22 protein-coding genes and 1 tRNA gene are annotated in these 23,870 nt (G+C 25.5%); 12 read left to right on the forward strand and 11 right to left on the reverse strand.

What is annotated here, in order from left to right:
* Positions 1 to 41: 41 nt before the first annotated feature.
* Positions 42 to 2,321, forward strand: a complete 2,280-nt coding sequence (locus H0H35_RS01040; protein ID WP_185883103.1) for an NADP-dependent malic enzyme — start codon at positions 42 to 44, stop codon at positions 2,319 to 2,321.
* On the opposite strand, the gene murI is transcribed toward H0H35_RS01040, so the two are convergent.
* The 6 genes from murI to H0H35_RS01070 all read right to left on the reverse strand — a co-directional run bounded on the left by murI (position 2,318) and on the right by H0H35_RS01070 (position 7,043).
* Positions 2,318 to 3,118, reverse strand: coding sequence for a glutamate racemase (gene murI / locus H0H35_RS01045; protein WP_185883104.1), 801 nt, complete (start codon positions 3,116 to 3,118; stop codon positions 2,318 to 2,320). The two genes, H0H35_RS01040 and murI, sit on opposite strands and share 4 nt — an antisense overlap.
* An 85-nt stretch (positions 3,119 to 3,203) precedes the next feature.
* Entirely contained in the window at positions 3,204 to 3,446 is a 243-nt protein-coding gene (gene rpsT, locus H0H35_RS01050) for a 30S ribosomal protein S20 (RefSeq protein ID WP_185883105.1), read from the reverse strand.
* A gap of 38 nt (positions 3,447 to 3,484) precedes the next feature.
* Positions 3,485 to 3,556, reverse strand: a tRNA-Glu gene (locus tag H0H35_RS01055).
* Between the two features lie 63 nt (positions 3,557 to 3,619).
* Positions 3,620 to 4,894 (reverse strand): 3-phosphoshikimate 1-carboxyvinyltransferase, encoded by a 1,275-nt coding sequence (locus H0H35_RS01060; protein ID WP_185883106.1) that lies wholly within the window; start codon positions 4,892 to 4,894, stop codon positions 3,620 to 3,622.
* Between the two features lie 308 nt (positions 4,895 to 5,202).
* Positions 5,203 to 6,171 (reverse strand): transketolase family protein, encoded by a 969-nt coding sequence (locus tag H0H35_RS01065; RefSeq protein WP_185883107.1) that lies wholly within the window; start codon positions 6,169 to 6,171, stop codon positions 5,203 to 5,205.
* 14 nt (positions 6,172 to 6,185) lie between these two features.
* Positions 6,186 to 7,043 carry a transketolase gene (locus H0H35_RS01070; protein ID WP_185883108.1) on the reverse strand — a complete coding sequence of 286 codons (858 nt, stop codon included), beginning with the start codon at positions 7,041 to 7,043 and terminating at the stop codon, positions 6,186 to 6,188.
* A gap of 76 nt (positions 7,044 to 7,119) precedes the next feature.
* On the opposite strand from H0H35_RS01070, the gene smpB reads away from it, so the two are divergent.
* Positions 7,120 to 7,557 carry an SsrA-binding protein SmpB gene (smpB, locus tag H0H35_RS01075; protein ID WP_185883109.1) on the forward strand — a complete coding sequence of 146 codons (438 nt, stop codon included), beginning with the start codon at positions 7,120 to 7,122 and terminating at the stop codon, positions 7,555 to 7,557.
* Between the two features lie 79 nt (positions 7,558 to 7,636).
* Complete coding sequence (locus H0H35_RS01080; RefSeq protein ID WP_185883110.1) at positions 7,637 to 8,911, forward strand: OmpA family protein; 1,275 nt, start codon at positions 7,637 to 7,639, stop codon at positions 8,909 to 8,911.
* Here the strand turns inward: H0H35_RS01080 and tatC are convergent, their stop codons facing one another.
* On the reverse strand, positions 8,912 to 9,712 hold the full coding sequence (gene tatC / locus H0H35_RS01085) for a twin-arginine translocase subunit TatC (RefSeq protein WP_185883181.1): 801 nt from the start codon (positions 9,710 to 9,712) through the stop codon (positions 8,912 to 8,914).
* Positions 9,713 to 9,766: 54 nt separating this feature from the next.
* On the opposite strand from tatC, the gene H0H35_RS01090 reads away from it, so the two are divergent.
* A complete protein-coding gene (locus H0H35_RS01090) occupies positions 9,767 to 10,783 on the forward strand; it encodes a redox-regulated ATPase YchF (RefSeq protein ID WP_185883111.1) in 1,017 nt (338 codons plus the stop codon).
* Here H0H35_RS01090 and H0H35_RS01095 read toward each other — a convergent pair.
* Together H0H35_RS01095 and dapF are read right to left on the reverse strand one after the other, a co-directional pair.
* Complete coding sequence (locus H0H35_RS01095; RefSeq protein WP_185883112.1) at positions 10,777 to 11,865, reverse strand: zinc-binding metallopeptidase family protein; 1,089 nt, start codon at positions 11,863 to 11,865, stop codon at positions 10,777 to 10,779. The genes H0H35_RS01090 and H0H35_RS01095 overlap by 7 nt on opposite strands.
* Positions 11,866 to 11,889: 24 nt before the next feature.
* Positions 11,890 to 12,699 carry a diaminopimelate epimerase gene (gene dapF, locus H0H35_RS01100; protein WP_185883113.1) on the reverse strand — a complete coding sequence of 270 codons (810 nt, stop codon included), beginning with the start codon at positions 12,697 to 12,699 and terminating at the stop codon, positions 11,890 to 11,892.
* 151 nt (positions 12,700 to 12,850) lie between these two features.
* On the opposite strand from dapF, the gene H0H35_RS01105 reads away from it, so the two are divergent.
* On the forward strand, positions 12,851 to 14,326 hold the full coding sequence (locus tag H0H35_RS01105; RefSeq protein WP_238892366.1) for a S1C family serine protease: 1,476 nt from the start codon (positions 12,851 to 12,853) through the stop codon (positions 14,324 to 14,326).
* On the opposite strand, the gene H0H35_RS01110 is transcribed toward H0H35_RS01105, so the two are convergent.
* Positions 14,323 to 15,411: an LptF/LptG family permease gene (locus H0H35_RS01110; protein ID WP_185883115.1), complete on the reverse strand. Its 1,089-nt coding sequence runs from the start codon at positions 15,409 to 15,411 to the stop codon at positions 14,323 to 14,325. The genes H0H35_RS01105 and H0H35_RS01110 overlap by 4 nt on opposite strands.
* Before the next feature lies 1 nt (position 15,412).
* Positions 15,413 to 16,540 carry a tRNA guanosine(34) transglycosylase Tgt gene (gene tgt / locus H0H35_RS01115; RefSeq protein ID WP_185883116.1) on the reverse strand — a complete coding sequence of 376 codons (1,128 nt, stop codon included), beginning with the start codon at positions 16,538 to 16,540 and terminating at the stop codon, positions 15,413 to 15,415.
* Positions 16,541 to 16,598: 58 nt separating this feature from the next.
* Between tgt and rsmH the strand changes: the two genes are divergently transcribed.
* Genes rsmH through murD form a run of 7 tightly spaced genes read left to right on the forward strand, consistent with a single transcriptional unit; the run spans position 16,599 to position 23,868 of the window.
* The gene (gene rsmH, locus H0H35_RS01120; RefSeq protein ID WP_185883117.1) at positions 16,599 to 17,498 is read left to right on the forward strand and encodes a 16S rRNA (cytosine(1402)-N(4))-methyltransferase RsmH; all 900 of its coding nucleotides are present in this window, start codon (positions 16,599 to 16,601) and stop codon (positions 17,496 to 17,498) included.
* Between the two features lie 11 nt (positions 17,499 to 17,509).
* A complete protein-coding gene (locus H0H35_RS01125) occupies positions 17,510 to 17,839 on the forward strand; it encodes an FtsL-like putative cell division protein (protein WP_185883118.1) in 330 nt (109 codons plus the stop codon).
* Positions 17,820 to 19,847 (forward strand): penicillin-binding protein, encoded by a 2,028-nt coding sequence (locus tag H0H35_RS01130; RefSeq protein WP_238892370.1) that lies wholly within the window; start codon positions 17,820 to 17,822, stop codon positions 19,845 to 19,847. The genes H0H35_RS01125 and H0H35_RS01130 overlap by 20 nt, the downstream gene beginning before the upstream one ends.
* Positions 19,848 to 21,323 carry a UDP-N-acetylmuramoyl-L-alanyl-D-glutamate--2,6-diaminopimelate ligase gene (locus H0H35_RS01135; protein WP_185883119.1) on the forward strand — a complete coding sequence of 492 codons (1,476 nt, stop codon included), beginning with the start codon at positions 19,848 to 19,850 and terminating at the stop codon, positions 21,321 to 21,323.
* Between the two features lie 12 nt (positions 21,324 to 21,335).
* Positions 21,336 to 22,490, forward strand: coding sequence for a phospho-N-acetylmuramoyl-pentapeptide-transferase (gene mraY / locus H0H35_RS01140; RefSeq protein ID WP_185883120.1), 1,155 nt, complete (start codon positions 21,336 to 21,338; stop codon positions 22,488 to 22,490).
* Positions 22,491 to 22,498: 8 nt separating this feature from the next.
* Complete coding sequence (locus H0H35_RS02895; protein WP_262889573.1) at positions 22,499 to 22,975, forward strand: Mur ligase family protein; 477 nt, start codon at positions 22,499 to 22,501, stop codon at positions 22,973 to 22,975.
* Positions 22,963 to 23,868, forward strand: a complete 906-nt coding sequence (murD, locus tag H0H35_RS01145) for a UDP-N-acetylmuramoyl-L-alanine--D-glutamate ligase (RefSeq protein WP_262889574.1) — start codon at positions 22,963 to 22,965, stop codon at positions 23,866 to 23,868. Before H0H35_RS02895 ends, murD begins: the two co-directional genes overlap by 13 nt.
* Positions 23,869 to 23,870: the final 2 nt, after the last annotated feature.

Raw genomic sequence — 23,870 nt, forward strand, 5'->3', positions numbered from 1 at the left:
ATGAAAAAAATTTTTTATCAGAATTCAAAATTACTAATATTATGAGAAAAAAAACAAATACTTTTCGTAAAGAATCTTTAAATTATCATAGTAAATTTCCTTCTGGAAAAATACAAGTAACGCCAACAAAAAAATATGAAAGTCAAAGAGATCTATCTCTTGCTTACTCTCCAGGAGTTGCCGAACCTTGTAAAGAAATAGCTCGTTCTTCTAAAGAAGTTTACAAATATACATCTAAGGGAAATCTTGTAGCAGTGATTACAAATGGATCAGCAGTATTAGGTCTAGGAAAAATAGGTGCATTAGCTTCTAAACCAGTAATGGAAGGAAAATCTTTACTATTTAAGATTTTTTCTGGAATTGATGTATTTGATATAGAAATCAATGAATCCGACCCAAACAAATTTATAGAAATAGTAAAATCAATATCTCCGACTTTTGGTGGGATAAATTTAGAAGATATCAAAGCTCCAGAAGCTTTTCAAATAGAAAAAACTCTTGAGAAAGAATTAGATATTCCTGTTATGCATGATGATCAACATGGAACAGCTATTATTTCAGGAGCTGCATTAATTAATGCAATATCTTTCGTTGGAAAAAAAATTCATAAGATCAAAATGGTAGTCAATGGAGCAGGTGCTGCTGCTATATCTTGTGCAAGAATATATAAAAAACTTGGAGTTGATTCAAATAATATTTTGATGTTTGATAGTAAAGGATTATTACATGATTCAAGAAATGATTTAAATAAAGAAAAAAAAGAATTTCGTGTCAATAGTTATCCTATTCAAAAATTAGAACATGCTATTCAAAATGCAGATGTATTTATTGGATTATCTGTAGGAGGTGTATTAACTTCCAATATGTTGAAAAGCATGAATAAAAATCCTATTGTATTTGCAATGGCCAATCCCGATCCAGAAATAGATTATAATCTTGCGGTAAGAATTCGTCCAGATATTATTATGGCGACAGGGAGAAGTGATTTTCCAAATCAAGTAAATAATGTTTTAGGTTTTCCTTATATTTTCAGAGGAGCATTGGATGTTCAGGCTTGTATTATTAATGATGAAATGAAACTAGCAGCAGTTCATGCTATTGCTTCATTAGCGAAGGAAACAGTTCCAGAACAAATCAATATCGTGTATAATAAAAAAAATATTACTTTTGGTAAAGAATACATTATTCCCAAACCATTTGATAACCGTTTAATTACACGAGTTTCTCCTGCAGTAGCTAAAGCTGCAATGGAAACTGGAGTAGCAAGAAATCCTATATTAGATTGGAAGCTTTATGAAGAAACATTACTTGATCGAATGGGATATGAAAACAAAATGCTTCGAATGATTCAAAACAGAGCACGAACTCATCCTAAAAAAATCATTTTTTGTGATGGGGAAGAATATGATGTTCTTAAATCCGTTCAAATTCTTCATGAAAAAGGAATGATATACGACCCGATTGTTTTAGGAAATGAAAACAAAATTAAACGTTTAATAAACCATAATAAATTAAATATTGAAGTAACAATCATAGATCCAGAAAAAGAAAAAAATATAAAAAAAGTGGAATATTATGCCAATCTTCTTTGGAAGAGAAGAAATAGAAAAGGATTGACATTGTATGATGCTAAAATTCGTATGCGTAATAATGATTATTTTGGAGCGATGATGTTAGATCAAAATGAAATAGACGCTGTAATTACGGGTTATTCTAGAAGTTTTTCATTAAGTTTACGTCCTATGTTAGAAATTATAGGAAAAGCTCCTACGGTTCATAAAATTGCAGGAATGATTATTTTATTAACAAAAAAAGGACCATTATTTTTAGCCGATACTGCGGTAATTCCAGATCCTACAAGTGAAGAACTTGCTCAGATTGCTTTGATGACAGCAAATGTAGTAAAAGGATTAGATATCGAACCACATATTGCTCTTTTATCTTTTCAAAACTTTTCATCAGAATCAAAAACATCAAATAAAGTATCTAATACCGTATCTTTTCTACATAAACAATATCCAAATTTAATTGTAGATGGAGAAATACAACCTGATTTTGCTTTAAATGAATTGTTGCTATCCAATAAATTTCCTTTTTCTAAACTTGTAAAAAAACGAGCAAACATTTTTATTTTCCCAAATCTTGAATCAGGAAATTTAACTTATAAATTCATTAGAGGATTAGGAAGTGTTCAAACGATAGGACCGTTAATGCTAGGTATGAGAAAACCAGCGCATGTCATGCAAATGCAATCAAGTATAGAAGAAATTATAAATTTAGCAACTATAGCAGTTATAGATTCACAAATGAGGAAATATTAAAAAACGTGTTTTTTAATAAATACATTTTTTCCAAAAATAGAATGTACTTTCTTTTCAAAAGAAGAAAAATTGGTACTAGATGTATAAAAAATAATGTATCCATTCCAATGTGAATGAAAATCCAGCATTTTTTTTTCATTCAATTTTTTTTTAATTTCTTGTACTACTATTTTTTGCACATTAATTAAATGAATTTTATAATGGTAATATTTTTCAAATTCTTCCTTGATAAATAGATAATGAGTACAAGCCAAAAGCAAAACATCTATTGATTGAAATTGATATAAATAATTCTTTAACATTATACCAATAAATTTTTTATTTATTTCTTTTTCAATAAAGTATGATAAAAAAGGGATCGATATTTGAGTGATATCTAAATGTTGATGATATTTTTTGATATTTCTAATATAGAAATTTGACCGTATAGTTGCAGGAGTAGCAATTATTCCTAATTTTTTGAAAGAAAGTAAAACCTTATTTTTTATAATAGGATCTATCACATTATATATTAACATTTTTTCATTAAATCTATGACAAATTACATCTAATGCATTGGATGTTATAGAATTACATGCTATTACCAATATTTTACATTTTTTTTTATAAAGAAAAGAAACAATTTTGATAGAATTTTTTATGATAAATTCTGTAGATTTTTCTCCATAAGGCATATTTTCAGTATCTCCTACATAAATAAAATTTTCATTCGGCATTTGTTTTTTCATTTCTTCAGCTATCAGAAGGCCTCCTATTCCAGAATCAAATATTCCTATTGGATGCTTTTCTTTGATCATGAAACAAAATGTTATGTGACATTAATGGCTTGAATTGAAATTGTAAAAAAAATGGACATCATGTTCGTCAATATCATGAAAAAAATCAATAATGAATAGGTAATTTTTTTTTCAATTTTTTTTTAATTCTAGAAGCTTTATTAATATGAATGATATTTTTTTTAGATAATTTATCTATCATAGATATAACTTTATAATAATCTGTTTTATTAGTATTTTTGATCAATTTTTTGATAGCGGTTTTTGTACTTTTATACGCATATTTATTCCGTATACGTTTATTCTGATTTTGTTTTATTCTTTTAAAAGAAGATAAATGTTTTGTCATAAAAAAAAATAAAATAATATATTAGTTCATTACGATAATAGCTCATAGGGGAATCGAACCCCTCTTTCCAGGATGAAAACCTGACGTCCTAACCAATAGACGAATGAGCCTTATAATACAAATTAAATTTTTTTTTATTTTTAGAAAAATAATTATCATATTCCCTATTATAATCATGAAATGAATTCTTCATTATCTCTTTTACAAATTTCCATTGAAAAACCCATACTTTTTAAGTCTTTCCAAAAAAATGGATAAGATTTATATACAACATTTGGATTTTCTATTCTTATCGAATGATAGCACAATGTAAAAATTGAAAATGCCATAGCCATTCTATGATCTTGATATGTTTTTATTTTCACAAGTGAAATATTTTTTGGTTGAAAGAAATGATATATTTCTAAAATAGAATTTGTAATTTTGGTTTTAACTCCAAACTTCCACAGTTCTTCTTTTAATGCTTGTAATCTATCTGTTTCTTTAATTTTTAAAGTTTCTAATCCTTTCAATTTGCATTTTATTCCAATAGCTGCACAAGTAACAGATATAGTTTGTGCTATATCAGGTGTTTTATTCAAGTCTAATTCAATAAAGTTTCGATAAATAAAATTTGAATTTTTCTTTAATGTAATTCCTTTTTTTTCAAAAATAGTAGATATTCCAAAATATTTTTCATATATGGAGATCACTTCATTATCACCTTGTAAACTTTTTTTATTGTATGAATATAAAGTTATTTTGCTCTTATTTGAAATTGTTGCCATGGCATAATAATAAGAGGCAGAACTCCAATCTGATTCTACATGAAAATATTTTTTCACTTTTTCCTTCCCTGGATAAATATGTATTATTTTTTCATTCCAATCAACTTTAATTCCTGATGATATTAATAAATGGAAAGTCATTTTTATATAAGGAATAGAAGTAATATTTCCTTTCAAAATCAGTTGTAATCCCATTTGAAATTTACTAGCTATCAGCATTAAAGAACTAATATATTGACTGCTAATTTTTGCATTTATATCTAACTTTCCTCCTAAAATTTTTTTTCCGTATATTTTTATTGGGGGATATCCATATTTTTCTAAATAGGTAATATTAGATCCTAACTTTTTTAAAGTTTCTACAAGCACCAATATGGGTCTTTCTTTCATTCTATTTGATCCAGTTAATATCGTCTCTCTTCCTTCTTGTATCGATAAATAAGAAGTTAAAAATCGCATAGCTGTACCTGCATGATGAATATCTATTATAGAAGAAGTACTATTTAAACTTTCTTGTAAAACTTTCGTATCATCACAATTCGAAATGTTTTCAATGTATATATCATGATTATAAAGTGCTTTTAAAATTAAAAGACGGTTAGATATACTTTTAGATCCCGTTATATATATAGATCCATATAAAGGATCCGTTTTTTGACGTATATGAATGTAATGAGACATAAACTATAATAATTTTTTATTCCTATGATATCTTATATGATCTATTGTTTTTTCTAATTTTTTATTGAAAAATTTTTATAAATTCACTCCAGTTTGATTAGCTAAACAAACTATGAAAAATAAAACATTCGATAATTCTTCTCCAAGATGATCAATTTCATTTTTTTTTAATGGTTCTCCATAATGTCTATCAATGATTCTATAAATTGTTATTAATTATTCATATACAAGTAAAAAATTTGTCATTATATTGAAATAACGGATACCATAATTCAATATTCATTCATGTACCAGATTTTGTGTTTTTTTCATGATTTTTTTCTTTTTAACACAGCTTGTACTTGATTAATAATGGCTTTACAATCAATTTTATATTTATTTAATAATTCTATTGGTTTTCCACTTTCTCCAAAAGAATCACAAACTGATACCAAATTTTGAGGAATAAAAGATTGATTTTTAGTGGTAATTACTCTCGAAATACTTTCACCTAATCCTCCAAAATAATTATGTTCTTCTGCTGTGACTATACATTTTGTTTTATTAATAGAATTTAAAATTGTATTATCATCTAATGGCTTGATCGTATGTATATTAATCACTTCACATTCAATTCTCTTTTCTTCATATAAATATTTAGAAGCTTCTAAAGCCTCCCAGACTAAATGCCCTGTACATGCAATCGTAACGTCTTTTCCTTTTGTTAAAACAATAGCTTTTCCTATTTCAAATATTTGATTTTCATCTGTAAAATTAGCAACGGAAGGACGTCCAAAACGTAAATATACTGCTCCAAAATGTTTATAAATAGCAATGGTAGCTGCATATGTTTGATTGTAATCACAAGTATTAATAACAGTCATACCTGGAAGCATTTTCATCATCCCTATGTCTTCTAAACTTTGATGTGTTGCTCCATCTTCCCCTAATGTAAGTCCAGAATGTGACGCACATATTTTCACATTTTTACGTGAATAAGAAATTGATTGACGAATTTGATCATATACACGAGATGTTGCAAAATTAGCAAATGTTCCAACAAATGGAATATATCCTCCTATAGTCATACCAGAAGCTATTCCTAACATATTTGCTTCTGCTATTCCAATTTGAAAAAATCGTTCAGGAAATTCTTGAGAAAATTCTTTCATAGATAAAGAACTTGTAAGATCTGCACATAATGCAACTACTTTTTTATCTTGTTTTCCTAAAGAAGTTAATGCTTTACCAAATCCTGATCTCGTATCTTTTGATCCTTGATTTTTATATATTTTCATGAAATAATGATTTATTATGATAATGGATAATCTTCCAATAAACTTTTAGGAAGTTGGTTCAATGCTTCTTTTAATTCTTGATCATTTGGATATTTTCCATGCCATATATGATTATCTATCATAAAATCAACTCCATATCCCATTTTTGTATGTAATATGATGACAACTGGATATCCTTGTCTTGTTTCTTTTTTTGCTTCTTTTAGAATTTCAATAACCTTTGTCAGATTATTTCCATTTGATTCTTCTAAAACTTTCCATTCAAAAGATTGAAATTTTTTTTTCAAATTTCCTAAAGGTAAAACTTCATCTGTCGTACCATCTATTTGTTGTCCATTATAATCGATGGTTGCTATATAATTATCTATTTTTTTAGATCCAGCGTATAAAACTGCTTCCCAAATTTGGCCTTCATTTAATTCTCCATCACCATGCAAACTATAAATAATTGTATCAATTTCTTTGTTTAATTTTTTTGATAATGCAGCACCAATAGAAACGGACATTCCTTGCCCTAAGGAACCAGAAGATATTCGTATTCCAGGTAAATTATTATATACAGAAGGATGGCCTTGTAAACGGGAATTTATTTTTCTGAAAGAAGAAAGTTCTTTTATTGGAAAAAATCCAAATCGAGCTAAAGTACTATAATAAACAGGAGAGATATGTCCATTAGAAAGAAAAAATAAATCTTCTTCACTTCCTTTTAAAGTAAATTTTTTTGCATTATATTTCATAAGCTGATATAAAGCTACAAAATATTCCGTACATCCTAAAGACCCTCCAGGATGACCAGATTTAGCATTATTGACCATACGTAAAATATCTCTTCTTATTTGAGTACATAAATTCCTTAAATAAGGTATGTTCATCTTATTATAATTTTTTAAATTTAATATCAATTAACCTATTTTATATGTTTCTTTATAGCAAAATTAATCATTAATTATGAGTATTTTAAATAGAAAAGCAAAGTTTCAATATCATTTTTTAGAACATTATACAGCTGGAATACAACTGTATGGAACAGAAGTGAAATCAATAAGACAAAATAAAGTCGATCTAAATAATAGTTTTTGTCAAATGAAAAATGGAGAACTTTACTCAATGAACATGTACATAGCTGAATATACATTTGGAACTCATGACAATCATTTAATTAAAAGAGAAAGAAAATTATTGTTAAACAAAAGAGAATTATTAAAAATTCATAAAAAGTTAATGAATCCTGGTCTATCTATTGTTCCTATAGAATTATTTTTTAATAATCAAGGATGGATTAAATTGAACATAGTTTTAGCAAAAGGGAAAAAAATATACGATAAACGTGAAATATTAAAAAAAAAAGATTCTATACGAGAAATGAAACGATTTTTCAAAAATTAAAAATTTTGTTTAATTTATTATTGATTAAATATTTATGATATCTTTGTCCAGATTAAAAATTCAAAAAAATTATAGTTTTATGAAAAACATAAATTTTTTTTTCATTTCCTTATTTACCTTTTTTTCATTTGCGTTTGCTGATAATCCAAACTTGGATGAAAAATGGTCGATACGAATGGGTATGCATGATGTAAATTTTTTTCCTACAAAATCTATTTTTAAAGAATTTTTTGATAAAAAAAACAATAGTTTTCATCCTGTTATTTCTGATGTTGGAATTGGATATGATGTCAATAAACATGTTAATCTATCACTAGATGCATCATTAGGTTTGGTAGATAATCCTAGATGGAATAAACAAAATGCATTTTTGATGCAATGTCGTCCCAGTTTAAATTTTTATACATTTCCTCAACATAAATATAAAATAGATCCTTATTTAACAATAGGAAGTAGTTATGTCAGATCCAATACATATCTTGATCAAGACTTAATTTTGTCTGAAACAAAATTATTTTGTACTAATAGAAAAAATTTTGGATCTGTAGATGGTGGAATTGGAGTTAATGTTTGGATAACGCCTAATATAGGAATCAATGCTCAAAGTACATATAATCACTTAATAGCAAGACAATCCAATCATTATTTAGATTTTTGGAAACATAATATAGGATTCATTTTTCGTTTTAACAAATTTATTGAATTTTTAAAAAACCATAAGATCAAAATATTACAAAAAAATCAAAAGGAACAAGATATGAAAAAAATAGTTCCATTTGATAAAGATGTATCTTATTATCCATCAATAGTAGAAAATAAAAAACAAGGAGAGCCAGTACAACAAGGAGAGCCAGTACAACAAGGAAAGCCAGTACAACAAGGAAAGCCAGTACAACAAGGAGAGCCAGTACAACAAGGAGAGCCAGTACAACAAGGAGAGCAAGTACAACAAGGAGAGCAAGATTTATATAAAGATGATCTTTTATATAAAGCAGATGTTTGCCCCAAAAAATTTGAATTAAAAAAATTTCAAGATTGTCCTAAAGTAACATTCCAACCCATATTTTTTAATTCAGGTAAATATTCATTATCAAATCGTAATATTTTCGCTATTGAAAAAATGGCTAATACAATGAATAATATTATACCTAATTCTAAATTTTATATAGATGGATATGCAGATTCTCATGGAGGATATAATCTGAATAAAATATTATCAACTAAAAGAGCAAAAGCAGTATATAATATTTTAGTTCGTAATGGGGTCGATCCTTCCAGAATTGAAACAAGAGTATTTGTTGGAAAAAAACATACTAAACAAGGAAGACGTGTGAATATTATTTTGAATCAATAATTATTTCGAATTGATAAAAAAATAAGAAATATATATACTTCCTTGATATAGTATCATCAAAGGTATCATAACAATGATTGTGCTTAATATATCACCAGGCGTGATAGCAGAAGATATAATTAACATAATAAAAAAAGCATATCTCCTATATTTTTTTAAATATATAGGAGATATGATTCCTATTTTCGTAAAAAAAAATATAAAAAATGGAAATAAAAAAAGGAAACCCATAGATAAAACAGAATGGATCATCAATGATATATAATCTGACAAATCAAATATATTTTTTGGAAAATGACTGATTTTAAAAGAAAATCCAAAATGAATTAAAAATGGAAATAAAATAAAATAACCAAAAAAAATACCAATAAAAAATAGTGTAGATAAAAACATAATAATTCCTTTCGAATATTTTTTTTCTTTAGCAGAAAGAGCTGGTTTTATAAATTTCCAAAATTCATAAAATATATAAGGAGATGATAAAATCAAACCTCCCATTAAACAAAACCATATATAAGTATTAAATTGTCCAAATATTTTTCTATTTTGAATTTCTAAATTGTCGGATAAATAAAATACAGGTTTTATAAAAAAGCTTATTTTCTTTGTAAAAAGAGATAATAAACGATAAGTAATAAAATTTTTTTTTGCTGGACCGAATAAAATGTAATCAAATATAATTTTCTTATTATTCATTAGAATAACCGTAGATATCGCAATGGCATAAAAACAATGAATTATGTGTTTTCTTAATTCTTCAATGTGTTCCCAAAAAAAAATCTCTTTTTGTTCATCCATGATTTATAGTTAATTTTGAATTATTCAATTTCTTGAAATTTTTTAAATTAAAATCAAATGAAATGCGGAATTATTGGACTTCCAAATATAGGAAAATCGACATTTTTTAATATTATTTCTAATTCTAAAGTTCTTTCACAAAATTTTCCATTTTGTACTATAGAACCTAACCATGGAATGGTAATAGTACCGGATACAAGATTAAATCAATTACAAAAAATCCACCATTCAGAAAAAATTATTCCATCTTTAATCAAGATAGTAGATATAGCAGGATTAGTTAAGGGATCTCATAAAGGAGAAGGATTGGGTAATAAATTTTTATCTCATATCAGAGAAACAAATGTTATTATTCATATGATTCGTTTTTTTCATGATAAAAGTATCACTCATGTCGAAAATTCGATAGATCCTATTAGAGATAAAGAAATTATTGATATGGAATTACAATTAAAAGATTTGGAAACGATCGAAAAAAAAATAAAAAAAATTATAAAAAAAAATAAAAACGATCAACGTATAAAAATATTAAACAATCTTCTTTCTTTTTTAAAAAAAGGAAAAAATATTAGAATGTATCCATTTCAAGAAATGGAAAAAAAATATGTAAAAAAATTTCAACTATTAACTGAAAAACCAGTAATATACATAGCAAATGTAGATGAATTTCAAAACAAAACTTTTTCATATATAAAAAATATGAAAATATTAGTTGAAAAAGAAAAATCAATTCTTATTACATTACCTTTGAAAGGTAGAAAAAACATATCACATAATATACAAAAATTCATCCAAAAAACTCATCATTTATTATCATTACAAAATTTTTTTACCGTAGGTAAAAAAGAAATCCGATCTTGGAGCATACCTAATCCATGTACAGCCTATCATGCTTCTTCCGTCATTCATACCGATTTACAAAAAGGTTTCATCAAAGCAAAAATCATACATTACAATGATTATGTTACATATCAATCAGAAGAAAAAATAAAAAAATTAGGAAAACTACTAATAGTCGGAAAAAATTATTTAATACAAGATGGAGACATCATTCATTTTCGATTCAATCAATAAAATAATTTGTCATGATGATCATTAATACTTTTTAAAGTTTCAAACATTAATGAAATGCCCATTTCTACATCTTTTTTATGAACCATTTCTACCGTAGTATGCATGTATTTAAGTGGAATAGAAATTAACGAAGATAAAACTCCTTTATTGGAATATGCAAAAACATCTAAATCTGTTCCTGTATATCTAGACAAAGACAAACGTTGAAATTTAATATTTTGTTCATTAGCTGTATTAATAATTAATTCTCTAATGTTTTCTTTTATAGATGGAGCGTATCCAATGACAGGACCAGATCCACATTGAATATCTCCTTCTATTTTCTTATCAATCATAGGAGTAGAAGTATGATGTGTCACATCAGTTACAATAACTATATGAGGTTTGATAGATTGTGCTATCATTTTCGCTCCTTTTAGACCAACCTCTTCTTGTACTGAATTAACTATATACAATCCATACTTCAAATTAATGTTATGTTCTACTAATAATTTTGTTACTTCTGCTATAATAAAACCTCCTATTTTATTATCTAAACTTTTGGATACAAAAAAATTATGATTCATGATAAAAAAATTATTAGGATAAGTAATGATACATCCTACATGAATTCCTAATTCCCTCACTTCTTTTCTACTTGAAACTCCAACATCTACGAATATATTATATACGTTAGGATATTTTTCTTCTGAAGATTTTCTTGTATGAATGGCTGGCCATCCAAAAATTCCTGAGATAGTCTTCCCTGTTTTTGTATGAATAATAACTTTTTTAGATGGAGCGATGATATGATCAGAACCTCCATTACGAGATACATATATTAATCCATCTTCTGTAATATAATTTACATACCATGATATTTCATCTACATGAGCCTCTATAATTAATTTATATGGAGAATCTGGATTAATAATACCAATAGCTGTTCCATATAAATCTATATCCATTTTTTCTACATAATGATTCACATAATCCATCCATATTTTTTGTCCTTCATTTTCATTTCCTGATGGTGAAAAGCTCTGAAGATATTTTTCAACAAATTTTATCGATTCATTTTTGATTTTATAACAATTTTTCATATTATGAAATATAATTTGATATAGTTAAACAAAAAAAACACCTTGATATACCATTTGTACTGGTCCAGTTAAATAAATATTTTGATATTCATTTTTTTTTTTTTCAAAAGATACCTCTAGCATTCCTCCTAAAGTTTGTACAAAAAATGTTGTACAATGATGACTAATTCTATTAGTTTCATATGCAGCTATAACAGAAGCAACTACTCCTGTCCCACATGATAAAGTTTCATTTTCTATTCCTCTTTCATAAGTACGAACTTGTATATAATTTTTATCTAATATTTTTACAAAATTAACATTTACACCTTTTTTAGAAAAAGGATATTGATATCGAATGCTGCGACCTTTATCATATACATTTATATTATTAATATTTTCTAAAAATGTAATATAATGTGGAGATCCTGTATTTAAAAATACATATTTTGGTTGAATGATTATATTTTTTTGATTTAAATCAATCAATTTAATGGAAACTATATTTTCATTATCGGTTTTTATATTTCCATAATGATATCCATCCGATGATCGAAAAAATATTGTATGTTTCTCGCATTTTTGGGATTGTTTATAGAAAAATATAGAACATCGAGCTCCATTTCCACACATGGTACTTTCTATTCCATCTGAGTTATAATATTTCATGTAAAAATCACTTTTAACATCTTTTTGAATTAAAATAATTCCATCAGCACCAATTCCAAAATGTCTATCGCATAATTTTTTAAAAAACATTTCATTTTGATCGAATAATTGTAATTCGTTTGTGATAGAATTCAAAATGATAAAATCATTTCCGGTTCCATGCAATTTGAAAAAAACTAAATTCATAATAAACAAAAACCAAGTTTATCCAATTTAAAATAATATCTTGACATACCAAAAGTATCATCTCTATTTTCTATATTTGTTATATACAAGTGATTTTCTATTTTATGTATATATGAAGAGAATAGTTTTTTATATTATAATCAGCAGTTTGATGAGCTCTATCATCAGTATAGTTGCATACAAAAAATATTCTAAAGAAAACAAATCGAAAATTCCAACTTATGCATTAGAAGAAAATAAATTAACGTCATCTACCTTAAATTATTCATCATTGGAACATTCTAACATTCCTGATTTTACAAGAGTAGTCAAAAAAACGATCCATACTGTAGTTAATGTAAAAAATTATTCGGATAAGTATAATGATCAGTTTGATCCATTTGACTTTTTTTTTGGTTTTTCAGAAGATTTTAATAATAACCATCAAAAAATGCAACAAGAGGAACATCCTGGACTTCATGGATCAGGAGTCATCATATCATCTGATGGATATATTGTAACGAATCATCATGTAATACAAAATGCAGATAAAATTGAAATTACTTTGAATAATCAAAGAACTTATGAAGCAAAATTGATCGGTTCAGATCCTAGTACTGATATTTCTTTATTAAAAATAAACGAAAAGAATTTGCCTTTTATATTTTTTTCAGATTCTAATAAAGTCCAAGTTGGAGAATGGGTCTTAGCTATAGGTAATCCTTTTGATTTGAATTCAACTGTAACAGCAGGAATTATTAGCGCAAAAAATAGGAGTATTGGTTTATTAAAAGGAGAGCCTCATTCATCTTCTTCAGCTATCGAGTCTTTTTTTCAAACAGATGCTGCAGTAAATCCAGGAAATAGTGGTGGAGCATTGATCAACACTCAAGGAGAGCTTATTGGAATTAACACCGCTATATCATCAGATTCGGGAAATTTTATAGGATATAGTTTTGCTGCACCTTCTAATTTGGTATCTAAAGTCATTCAAGATATTCAAAAATATGGATCCGTTCAACGTGCTTTTTTAGGTGTTAAAGGAATGGATTTATCTCATTCCGAATTTTTACAAGATTTTAATAAAAAAACAAATAAACATATACAAACCCAAAAAGGATTTCTAATTGGAGAAGTATTTGAAAAAAGTGCAGCAGATGAAGGGGGTCTGATGATGGGAGATGTGATCAAAAAAATAGATGGAAAAATGATAGAAAATGCATCTGATTTATCATTTATTATAGGAATGAAACATCCAGGAGATCAAATTAACATGGATATTTTACGTGATGAACAAAAAATATCATGCAAAATTACTTTAAAAGATTTGATAGGTAACAAAAAAATTGAACATAAATATACAATCACTCCATCTGAATTATTAGGAGGTTCTTTTGAATCAATTGATTTCGATTCAAAGAGATATTTTAATATTAATTTTGGAATAAAAATTAAAAAAATAACAAACGGATTTTTACATGATATGGGTATAGATGAAGGAGATATTATTTTATATATTAATGGAAAAAAAATGGAAAAACCTAAGGATGTAGATCAAGTTTTAAAACAATATTCAGGAGATGTTATGATCAAATTTATCAAGAAAAATGGTCAACTATATATAGTTGGATTTGAAATCAATCATTAATCTTTGATAAAATTTCTGTAACAAAAAAATAACATAGCAATAAATCCAAAAAAAATATTGGGTAACCAAATAGAAATTAAAGAAGAAAGACCATATTTTGTAGATAATATTTTGGATACTTCTGACAAAAAAATATATACAAAAGAAAAAATAATTCCTATTATAATAGGATAATGTATATTTAATTTTTTTATTGAAGAAATAGATAAACCAAGAATAGTAAAGATGAAAGTTGAAAAAGGAAGACTTGTTCTTTGATAAAATTCATTCAAATAAATATTTATGTTTTTATCATTTGTTTTTCTATCGATAAAATTTTTTAAATCATGTATATTCATGGTTTCTGCTATATATTCTTCTGGTAACAATTCATTTGGAGATAATGGAATTTTTACAATTTTATATTTTCCATGAGTTAATACGTCTCTTTTTTTTTGAATTCTAGTTTCATAGTAGTCATATAAAGTGTAAGTTTTACTTTTATGATTCCAAAAAATATATTTTGATTTTATAATATATGTTAATTTTTTCTTCAAAAATTTTTCATATATGTATTCTATTCCTATATTTTTTTTTTTGAAAAATTTTTGAAGAAAAATATATTCATTTTTGGAAATTTGATCAATTATATATTGATTATTTTCATATTTATTTTTATATCTTGAACTTAGTAAATATTGGTAATGAAACTCATTTTTTTTTTTATTAGCTATAGGTAATAAATAATAATTGATTAATAATGTCATTGTTCCTATGATCATAGATGATATAATATATGGATAAGTAAATCTTTTAAAACTAATTCCACTGGTCATGATAGCATCAATTTCCAAATTTTTAGTAAGTTTTGATGTAAAAAAAATAACGGATAAAAAAACAGAAATAGGAGAAAAAGTATTAGCTAACCATATAGACCAAAAAGGATAATATAAAAATAAAGCTTCCTTGATCGTTCCTTTATTTTGTTCTAAACGATGCATCCTTTGTGAGATATCTACAATTATGGATATTGATTGCGATGATATCGTAAAAAATAAAAAAGTAATGATCAAATTTTTCATAATATATCGATCTAGAATCTTCATATTATAAACGTTTTGTTAACGATGAAATAACGGATCGTTTCCAAGAAACAAAATTATTTTGTAAAATATGATCCCTTGCTTGTTTTACTAAGTTAAAATAAAAATAAAGATTATGTATAGATGCAACTTCTTTTCCCAAATTTTCTTTAGAAAGGAAAAGATGTCTTACATAAGATTTGCTATATAATTGATCTACAGGTGATGTTCCTCCTTCGTCTAAACAAGAATAGTCATATTTCCATTTTCTATTTTTTATATTGACGATTCCATTCCATGTAAATAACATACCATGACGACCATTTCTTGTAGGTATGACACAATCGAACATGTCTATTCCAAGTTCTATATTTTCTAAAATATCTTTTGGGCTTCCAACTCCCATCAAATATCGTGGATTTTTTTTAGGTATTATGTTTGTTAATAAATCAGTTATACTATATGTTTTTTCTTTTTTTTCACCTATACTTAAACCTCCAATGGCATACCCATCGACTTCTTCTACAAAATTCATTGTTTCTTCTACAGAATGTTTCCTTAAATCAGGATAAATACTTCCATGTATAATAGGAAAAAAGTATTGTTTATGATTATATATTTCTGGATTTTTTTTTAAAAAATATATACATTGTTTTAACCAAAAGAGTGTCCTTTTTAAGGATTGTTTAGTTTCTAAATAACTACATGGAAAAGAAGGACAATCGTCAAAAGACATAATAATGTCACCTCCAATTATACGTTGTATTTTCATTGATTTGTCTGGAGAAAATAAATGAGAAGATCCATCTAAAATAGATCGAAATATAACTCCATGTTCAGTTACTTTGTTTAATTTTTTTAGTGAAAAAATTTGATAACCACCACTATCTGTTAATATAGGTTTGTTCCAATTCATAAAAGAATGAATTCCTCCTATTTTTTTTATCACTTTCATTCCAGGTTGAATAGATAAATGGTAAGCATTTCCTAATATTATTGATATATCACTAAAATTTTGCATAAGTATAGATTTAATATATCCTTTTGAAGCTATTGGTATAAAAACAGGAGTTTTTATTTTTCCATGATCTGTTTGAATAAGACCTACTCTTGCTTTAGAAAACACATCTGTTTTTATTAAATTGAATTCCATGAATATTTTTTTAAAAATTTATACTTATAAGGTATAATTTCGTGTATAAATAAAAAAAATGAAAAATCCATATCATATATCAGTACTTGTAAAAGAAAGTATAGAAAAATTAATTACCGATAAAAATGGTATATATATAGACGCTACATTTGGAGGAGGAGGCCATTCACATGCTATTTTGAATAGATTAGATCAAAAAGCGACTTTAATTGCCATGGATCAAGATATAGATGCTGTAAAAAGAAATTTGATTAAAGACAAACGTTTTCATTTATTTCATACGAATTTTATTCATATAGAGGATATTTTAAAAAAAAAACAAATAGAAAAAGTATCAGGAATATTGGTTGATTTAGGACCATCTTATTTTCAGATAACAAATCCCAAAAGAGGTTTTTCTAATCAATTAAATTGTATGTTGGATATGAGAATGAATCAAGAATCAAATTATTCAGCGAAACATATTATCAATGAATATTCTAAAAATCAATTAAGCCAGTTATTTCAAAAATATGGAGAATTTAATAATGCAAAAGAAATAGCAAATAAAATATTAAAAAAAAGAATAAAAAAGGAAATTATCACTACTTTTGATTTAAAAAATATTTTTTTCATCAAAGGATCTTCAAAAAGTAAAAAAAGATTTTTTGCTAGATTATTTCAATCTATACGAATAGAAGTAAATAATGAAATCAATCTTTTCCAAGATTTTTTGTTCAAATCGAAGAATATTATTTCACCAGGTGGGCGAATGGCTATTATATCCTATCATTCTATTGAAGATAGAATAGCAAAATTTTTTTTTAAAAATAGAATGTTTTTTATGAAAAAAAATGATATTAGTCGTTTTTCATTTAAAATGATTCATAAAAAAGTTATTAAACCGAGTGTACCAGAAATCAAAAAAAATCCTAGATCTAGAAGCGCTAAATTAAGAGTTGCAGAAAAACAAATTTGAAAAGAATAAAAATGAGTATTCAAGATATTTTAAAAGGAACATTTTTGATTCAAAAAAATTCTCATAAAACATGGAATTTTATTATTTTTCTTACCGCATTATCATTAATTAGTATTACTAGTTCACATATAATGGATCGAAAAATTCGCGAATTTACAAAAATTAGTGAAGAAGTCATCGGATTAAAATCTGAATACGCATATTTACATAGTAAATGCATGAAAATGCAATTGGCATCTTTTTTACAAAAAAAATTATCTCATAAATTAAAACATTTAGAAGAACCTCCATATGAATTAATTTTGAATGATCAAAAAAGAAATGAAAAAGAAATATCCTAGAAAAATAGGTAATATAGAAATGAAAATCGAAAATAAAAATAGATATCTTCCTTTGTATAAATCTTACTTAATTGGTCTACTATTTGTTTTTATTGCTTTGTTGATCATTTTCAATTTATTGCATATTCAAAATGCATACGAAAAGTATAAAAAATATATTATAGAAAAAAGAATAAAAATTAATTTAATTCCAGCTAAACGGGGTAATATTTATTCTGCAGATAACCGAATATTATCTACATCAGTGATAAAATATGATGTTCATATTGATTTTCAATCAATTTCTGATGAATTATTCAATCATAATATCGTTTCTTTATGTAATTCGTTAGAATTTATATTAAAAAGACCAAAAGGTTTTTTTTATAAAAAATTTATAAAAGAAAAAAAAAAAGGAAATAGATATTTTTTATTAGCAAAAAATTTAGATTTTTCAAAATTACAAATGCTTCAAAAACTTCCTATTTTCAATAAAGGAAAAAGGATAGGAGGATTTATTTCAGAACATAAAATATCTAGAATTCATACATTAAATATAGGAATCCGAACATTAGGATATGATGATCATCGAGGAAAAATTGGAATAGAAGGAGCATTTAGTAAATATTTAAGAGGAAAAGATGGAAAAAGATTAGAGCAACGTATTAGCTCAAATATATGGAAACCATTACAATCAAAAAATGAAATCGATCCAGAAGATGGAAAAGATATCCATTCTACTATTGACATATCTTTACAAGATATTTCTTATCATGCCTTGCTACAAAAATTATGTGCATTTAAAGCTGATCATGGATGTGTAGTCTTAATGGAAGTAAAAAGTGGGAAAATATCTGTTATGATCAATCTTGAAAAAACCAAAAATAATACTTATGAAGACATAAGAAATTTTTCCGTATGGGAAGGAAATGAACCAGGATCTACATTTAAAACTATAGCTCTTTTAGCAGCATTATCAGATAAAAAAATAGATATGAACATGTTAGTAGATATTAATGGTGGAGTCATGAAATTTAAAGGAAAAGAAATACGTGATAGTCATCATTATGAAACATACAAAAAATTAAATCCAAAACAAATTTTAGAAATTTCTTCTAATGTAGGAATAGCAAAACTGATTCATGAAAAATATAAAAAAGAACCAGAAAAATTTATCAATCACTTATACAAATGGAATTTAAATAAAAAAATAGGAATAGATATTCCTGGAGAAGGAACTCCTTTTATCCCAAAACCTGGAAAAAAAGAATGGAATGAAATGACTTTACCATGGATGACTTTTGGATATAACATCAAATTAACTCCTTTACAGATCCTTACTTTTTACAATGCTATAGCAAATGGAGGAAAAATGGTAAAACCTATGTTTGTCACAGAAATTAGAGATAAAGGAAAAAATATCAAAACATTCAAAACACCTATTGTCATTAATCCTTCTATAGCAGATCAAGATTCTTTGAACAAGATTCGGTATATGTTAGAAGGAGTAGTGAAAAATGGTACAGCAAAAAAATATTATCATCCAAAATGGCCATATGCAGGAAAAACAGGTACAACTCAATTTGAATATTGGGATAAAAATAAATCTACTACTTATATTAGTTCTTTTGTTGGATTTTTTCCATATCAAAAACCAAAATATACTTGTATTGTCGTCATTTCTAAACCTAAAAAAAAACATTATGGTGTTGAAGTAGCTGTTCCAGTATTTGATCAAATTGTCCAATCAATTTATACAAGAATGAAAAAAAAGGAATTTCCTATTAATAAAAAACGAAATCAAACAGATTGGAAGAAAAAAATCAAAGAACGCAAAAATATTTTTTTATCCGATAAAAAAATTATGCCAAATGTTCTATCTCTTCCTGGTAAAGAAGTGATTCCATTGTTAGAAAATAAAGGATACATCATTCAATATGATGGAATAGGGAAAGTCATTCAACAATCAATCAAACCAGGAAAAAAAATAAAAAAAAACCAAGTTATTTTTCTAAAATTAGAAAAGTAGATGAAAAAAGTATTAAAAAATGTATTGAAAGGAGTCCATATTATTAAAAAAATTGGTAAGGAAACTTCTCAATGGATCATAGGAATTTCTATATCATCTCCAATGATTCATAAACATATGATTTTTATTGCTATAAAAGGAGAACAAACAGATGGTCATTTTTTTATTGAAGAAGCGATCAAAAATGGATCACAAACCATCGTTTGTGAATATGTTCCTATTTCTTATCAAAAAAATGTATTGTATATATTGGTTCCAAATTCTAAAAAAGCTTTAGGAAAAATTTCGTCTAATTTTTACGAAAATCCCACAAAAAAAATAAAATTGATAGGAATTACAGGTACAAATGGAAAAACATCTGTAGCATATATATTACATCAGTTATTTTCCAATATAGGAAAAAAAAGTATTCTTATTTCTACAATAGGAGTGAAAATACTATCCAAGGTCTATCCTAATTCACATACTACGCCCAATATTATTGATATCAATAAATATTTATATGTTTCAATTCGAAAAGGATGTCAATATGCTTTTATGGAAGTCAGTTCACACGGAATTCATCAACAAAGAATTGAAGGTTTGTCATTTGAAGGAGGAATCTTTACTAATATCACTCACGATCATTTGGATTATCATCAATCTTTTCATCATTATTTATATACTAAGAGAAATTTTTTTCAAAGTTTATCCAAAAAATCTTTTGCTTTGATTAATATCGATGACAAGAATTCACATAAAATAACAAGAAATATTTTGGCCAAGAAATATTTTTATGGATTAAAAAACAATAAAAATTTTTTTGTAAAAGTATTACGAAAAAATCTTAATGGAAGTCAATTATTGATTGATGGTACTTATCCAATATTTACTAAAATTATTGGAAAATTTAATATATACAATATTTTAGCTGTATATGCAACATCTATTTTATTACAAATGGATAAAGATATCATCATAAAAAATTTGTCAAATATAAAACCCGTAAAAGGACGTTTTGAGCAGTTTTTATCAAAAAAAGGAATACGAATTATTGTAGATTATGCGCATAATCCAAATGGATTAAAATCAGTTTTAAAAACTATTACAGATCTTACAAAAAAAAAGGATTCTAAATTGATATGTGTCGTAGGTTGTGGAGGAAATCGAGATAGAAAAAAACGTTCTATTATGGGTAAAATGGTTTATGAAACATGCGATATTTCTATTTTTACATCTGATAATCCAAGATCAGAGGATCCACATAATATAATAAAAGATATGAAAAATTTTTCATCATATTTAAATTCAAAAAAAAATTTCTCTTTTATCAATCGAAAACAAGCAATTAATCAAGCTATTCAAATTGCAAATAAAAATGATATTGTTTTAATAGTAGGAAAAGGACATGAAAATTATCAAGAAATAAAAGGAATTCAATATCCTTTTAATGATATGAAAATTGCTAAAAAATTTCTTTTTGATAACAAAAAATAATTCAAACAAATAATGTTAACCTATTTATTTAATATCGATTCTATTTTTTATAGATCATTTATTTCTTTTTTATTATCATTTTTTATATCTCATTTCTCTTATAAAAGAATTATATGTTGGAATCATAAAACAAAAAATGGTATCAAAGAAAATGTGAGAAATCTTGGTTTGATAGAGGAAAAAAAAAAAATTGGAATTCCAACAATGGGTGGTTTCGTTATGATATTTTCTACACTAATTTCTACTATACTATTTTCATCATTACAAAACATATATGTTATTATACTCATTATTACTTTGATTTTTATAGGATTGATTGGATTTATAGACGATTATATCAAAATAAAATATCATAATAAAAAAGGATTAAGTATAATGGGAAAAATATTAGGACAAACGATTATAAGTTTTTTTATAGGAACTATTATATATTTTTATCCAAATTCTTCTATTCATCAATCATTTTTTGATAAAACAAAACATGGATTCCAAACAACTATTCCTATGTTTTCTCAAAAATATTCAAAAAAAGAATTTGATTATTCTTATATATTAAGTTGGTATAATAAAAAATTAGAAAAATATACATGGATTATTTTTATTCCTATAGTTATTTTCATTGTTATATTTTTTTCTAATGGATCCAATATCACGGATGGAATAGATGGATTAAATGCTGGTCTTTCTGCTATTAGTTTTGTCACTTTATCTATATTATCTATAATTTCAAGTAATAAAATTTATTCTCAATATTTTCATTCAATTTATATTCCTGGTTTAGAAGAAACAATTATATTTTCTTGTTCTTTTTTAGGAACTTTAATCAGTTATCTTTGGTATAACTCCTATCCAGCTCAAATTTTTATGGGAGATATGGGTAGTCTACCTATAGGAGGATCAATAGCTATACTAGCTATTTTAAATAGGAAAGAATTGTTATTACCGTTTATATGTGGAATTTTTTTCATGGAGAATATTTCCGTACTTATACAAATATGTTATTTTAAATTTTCTAAAAAAAAATATGGAATAGGAAGAAGAATTTTTAGGATGACACCTATTCATCATCATTTTCAAAAATTAGGATATCACGAAAATAAAATTTGTAGTCGTTTTTTTATCATACAAATAATACTTTCTATATTGGTATTTATTTTTCTTATATAAAAAAATTGATGAAAAAAGATTTAATCGTAATATTAGGAGGAGGAGAAAGTGGAATAGGAGCTGCTATATTAGCTAATAAATATGGATTGAAAACATTTGTATCAGATTCTGAAAAAATTCCCAATAAATACAAAAATATGTTAATTAAACATCAAATTTCTTTTGAAGAAAAAGGTCATTCAAGGAAATTTATAATGAAAAAAGCGAGTAAAATTATTAAAAGTCCAGGTATTTCTGTCAAAAATTCATTTTTAAAAAAAATAAAATATATGGGAATTCCCATATTATCTGAATTAGAATTTGGAAAAAGTTTTTTAAAAAAATCATATATCATAAGTATTACAGGAAGTAACGGAAAGACTACTACCAGCAAACTAATATACAATATATTGAAAAACAATCAAAAACAAACTGTAGGTTTAGCTGGAAATATTGGAAATAGTTTCTCCAAAGAAATTTTAAAAAAAAAAAAATTTATGTATTAGAGGTAAGTAGTTTTCAATTAGATGATTGTTTAAATTTTCGTTCGAATATTGCAGTTATATTAAATATAACAAGAGATCATTTGAATAGATATGATAATAATATAGATAAATACATACATTCTAAACTAAAACTAGCAATATTTCAAAAAAAAGAAGATATTTTAGTTTACAATTATGATGATCCAATTCTTCGAGAAGGACTGATGAAATATGCAATCCATCCTCAATGCATTCCTTTTTCTATAGAAAAAAAATTACATATGGGTGCTTATTTCAAAGATGATAAAATATGGATTCAAAGTGGAAATAAAAAAAAATTCAAATTTTTGAATATAAAAGATATTCTTTTAATAGGTCATCATAATATTTACAATGTAATGGCTTCATTAATTGTATCTCAAATACTCAACATAGATAAAAAATTTGTAATAAATACTATATCAAAATTTAAACCAATGAAACATCGTATGGAGTATTTTTTTCATATAAACGGAATAACATTCATCAACGATTCTAAAGCTACTAATGTTAATTCCGTTTTTTATGCATTGGATAGTATAAAGGGACCCATTATATTGATTATTGGTGGATATGATAAAGGAAATGATTATCATGAATTGATCCCATTACTGAAAAAAAAAGTTAAAGCTATCATATGTTTAGGGAGAAAAAACAAAAAAATTATTAAATCTTTCGAAAAGATTATCGATTGTATTGAAGAAACCCAATCTATGAGAGAAGCTGTACGAATGGCATATAGATTTTCTTCGTATGGAGACTGTATTTTGTTGTCTCCTGCGTGTTCTAGTTTTGATCTATTCAAGGATTATAAAGAAAAAGGGAACAAATTTAAACAAGAAGTGAAAGAATTGTTCACTAAAAAGATGAAATAAAT

It is taken from the genome of Blattabacterium cuenoti (assembly GCF_014252435.1).
Classification (GTDB): Bacteria; Bacteroidota; Bacteroidia; order Flavobacteriales; family Blattabacteriaceae; genus Blattabacterium; species Blattabacterium cuenoti_X.

Excerpts from the sequence above, each read along its gene's own strand:
- H0H35_RS01040 (WP_185883103.1), top strand. The coding sequence starts at position 42 with ATGAGAAAAAAAACAAATACTTTTCGTAAAGAATCTTTAAATTATCAT.
- murI (WP_185883104.1), bottom strand. The coding sequence starts at position 3,118 with ATGATCAAAGAAAAGCATCCAATAGGAATATTTGATTCTGGAATAGGA.
- rpsT (WP_185883105.1), bottom strand. The coding sequence starts at position 3,446 with ATGACAAAACATTTATCTTCTTTTAAAAGAATAAAACAAAATCAGAAT.
- H0H35_RS01060 (WP_185883106.1), bottom strand. The coding sequence starts at position 4,894 with ATGTCTCATTACATTCATATACGTCAAAAAACGGATCCTTTATATGGA.
- H0H35_RS01065 (WP_185883107.1), bottom strand. The coding sequence starts at position 6,171 with ATGAAAATATATAAAAATCAAGGATCAAAAGATACGAGATCAGGATTT.
- H0H35_RS01070 (WP_185883108.1), bottom strand. The coding sequence starts at position 7,043 with ATGAACATACCTTATTTAAGGAATTTATGTACTCAAATAAGAAGAGAT.
- smpB (WP_185883109.1), top strand. The coding sequence starts at position 7,120 with ATGAGTATTTTAAATAGAAAAGCAAAGTTTCAATATCATTTTTTAGAA.
- H0H35_RS01080 (WP_185883110.1), top strand. The coding sequence starts at position 7,637 with ATGAAAAACATAAATTTTTTTTTCATTTCCTTATTTACCTTTTTTTCA.
- H0H35_RS01090 (WP_185883111.1), top strand. The coding sequence starts at position 9,767 with ATGAAATGCGGAATTATTGGACTTCCAAATATAGGAAAATCGACATTT.
- H0H35_RS01095 (WP_185883112.1), bottom strand. The coding sequence starts at position 11,865 with ATGAAAAATTGTTATAAAATCAAAAATGAATCGATAAAATTTGTTGAA.
- dapF (WP_185883113.1), bottom strand. The coding sequence starts at position 12,699 with ATGAATTTAGTTTTTTTCAAATTGCATGGAACCGGAAATGATTTTATC.
- H0H35_RS01105 (WP_238892366.1), top strand. The coding sequence starts at position 12,851 with ATGAGCTCTATCATCAGTATAGTTGCATACAAAAAATATTCTAAAGAA.
- H0H35_RS01110 (WP_185883115.1), bottom strand. The coding sequence starts at position 15,411 with ATGAAGATTCTAGATCGATATATTATGAAAAATTTGATCATTACTTTT.
- tgt (WP_185883116.1), bottom strand. The coding sequence starts at position 16,540 with ATGGAATTCAATTTAATAAAAACAGATGTGTTTTCTAAAGCAAGAGTA.
- rsmH (WP_185883117.1), top strand. The coding sequence starts at position 16,599 with ATGAAAAATCCATATCATATATCAGTACTTGTAAAAGAAAGTATAGAA.
- H0H35_RS01125 (WP_185883118.1), top strand. The coding sequence starts at position 17,510 with ATGAGTATTCAAGATATTTTAAAAGGAACATTTTTGATTCAAAAAAAT.
- H0H35_RS01130 (WP_238892370.1), top strand. The coding sequence starts at position 17,820 with ATGAAAAAGAAATATCCTAGAAAAATAGGTAATATAGAAATGAAAATC.
- H0H35_RS01135 (WP_185883119.1), top strand. The coding sequence starts at position 19,848 with ATGAAAAAAGTATTAAAAAATGTATTGAAAGGAGTCCATATTATTAAA.
- mraY (WP_185883120.1), top strand. The coding sequence starts at position 21,336 with ATGTTAACCTATTTATTTAATATCGATTCTATTTTTTATAGATCATTT.
- H0H35_RS02895 (WP_262889573.1), top strand. The coding sequence starts at position 22,499 with ATGAAAAAAGATTTAATCGTAATATTAGGAGGAGGAGAAAGTGGAATA.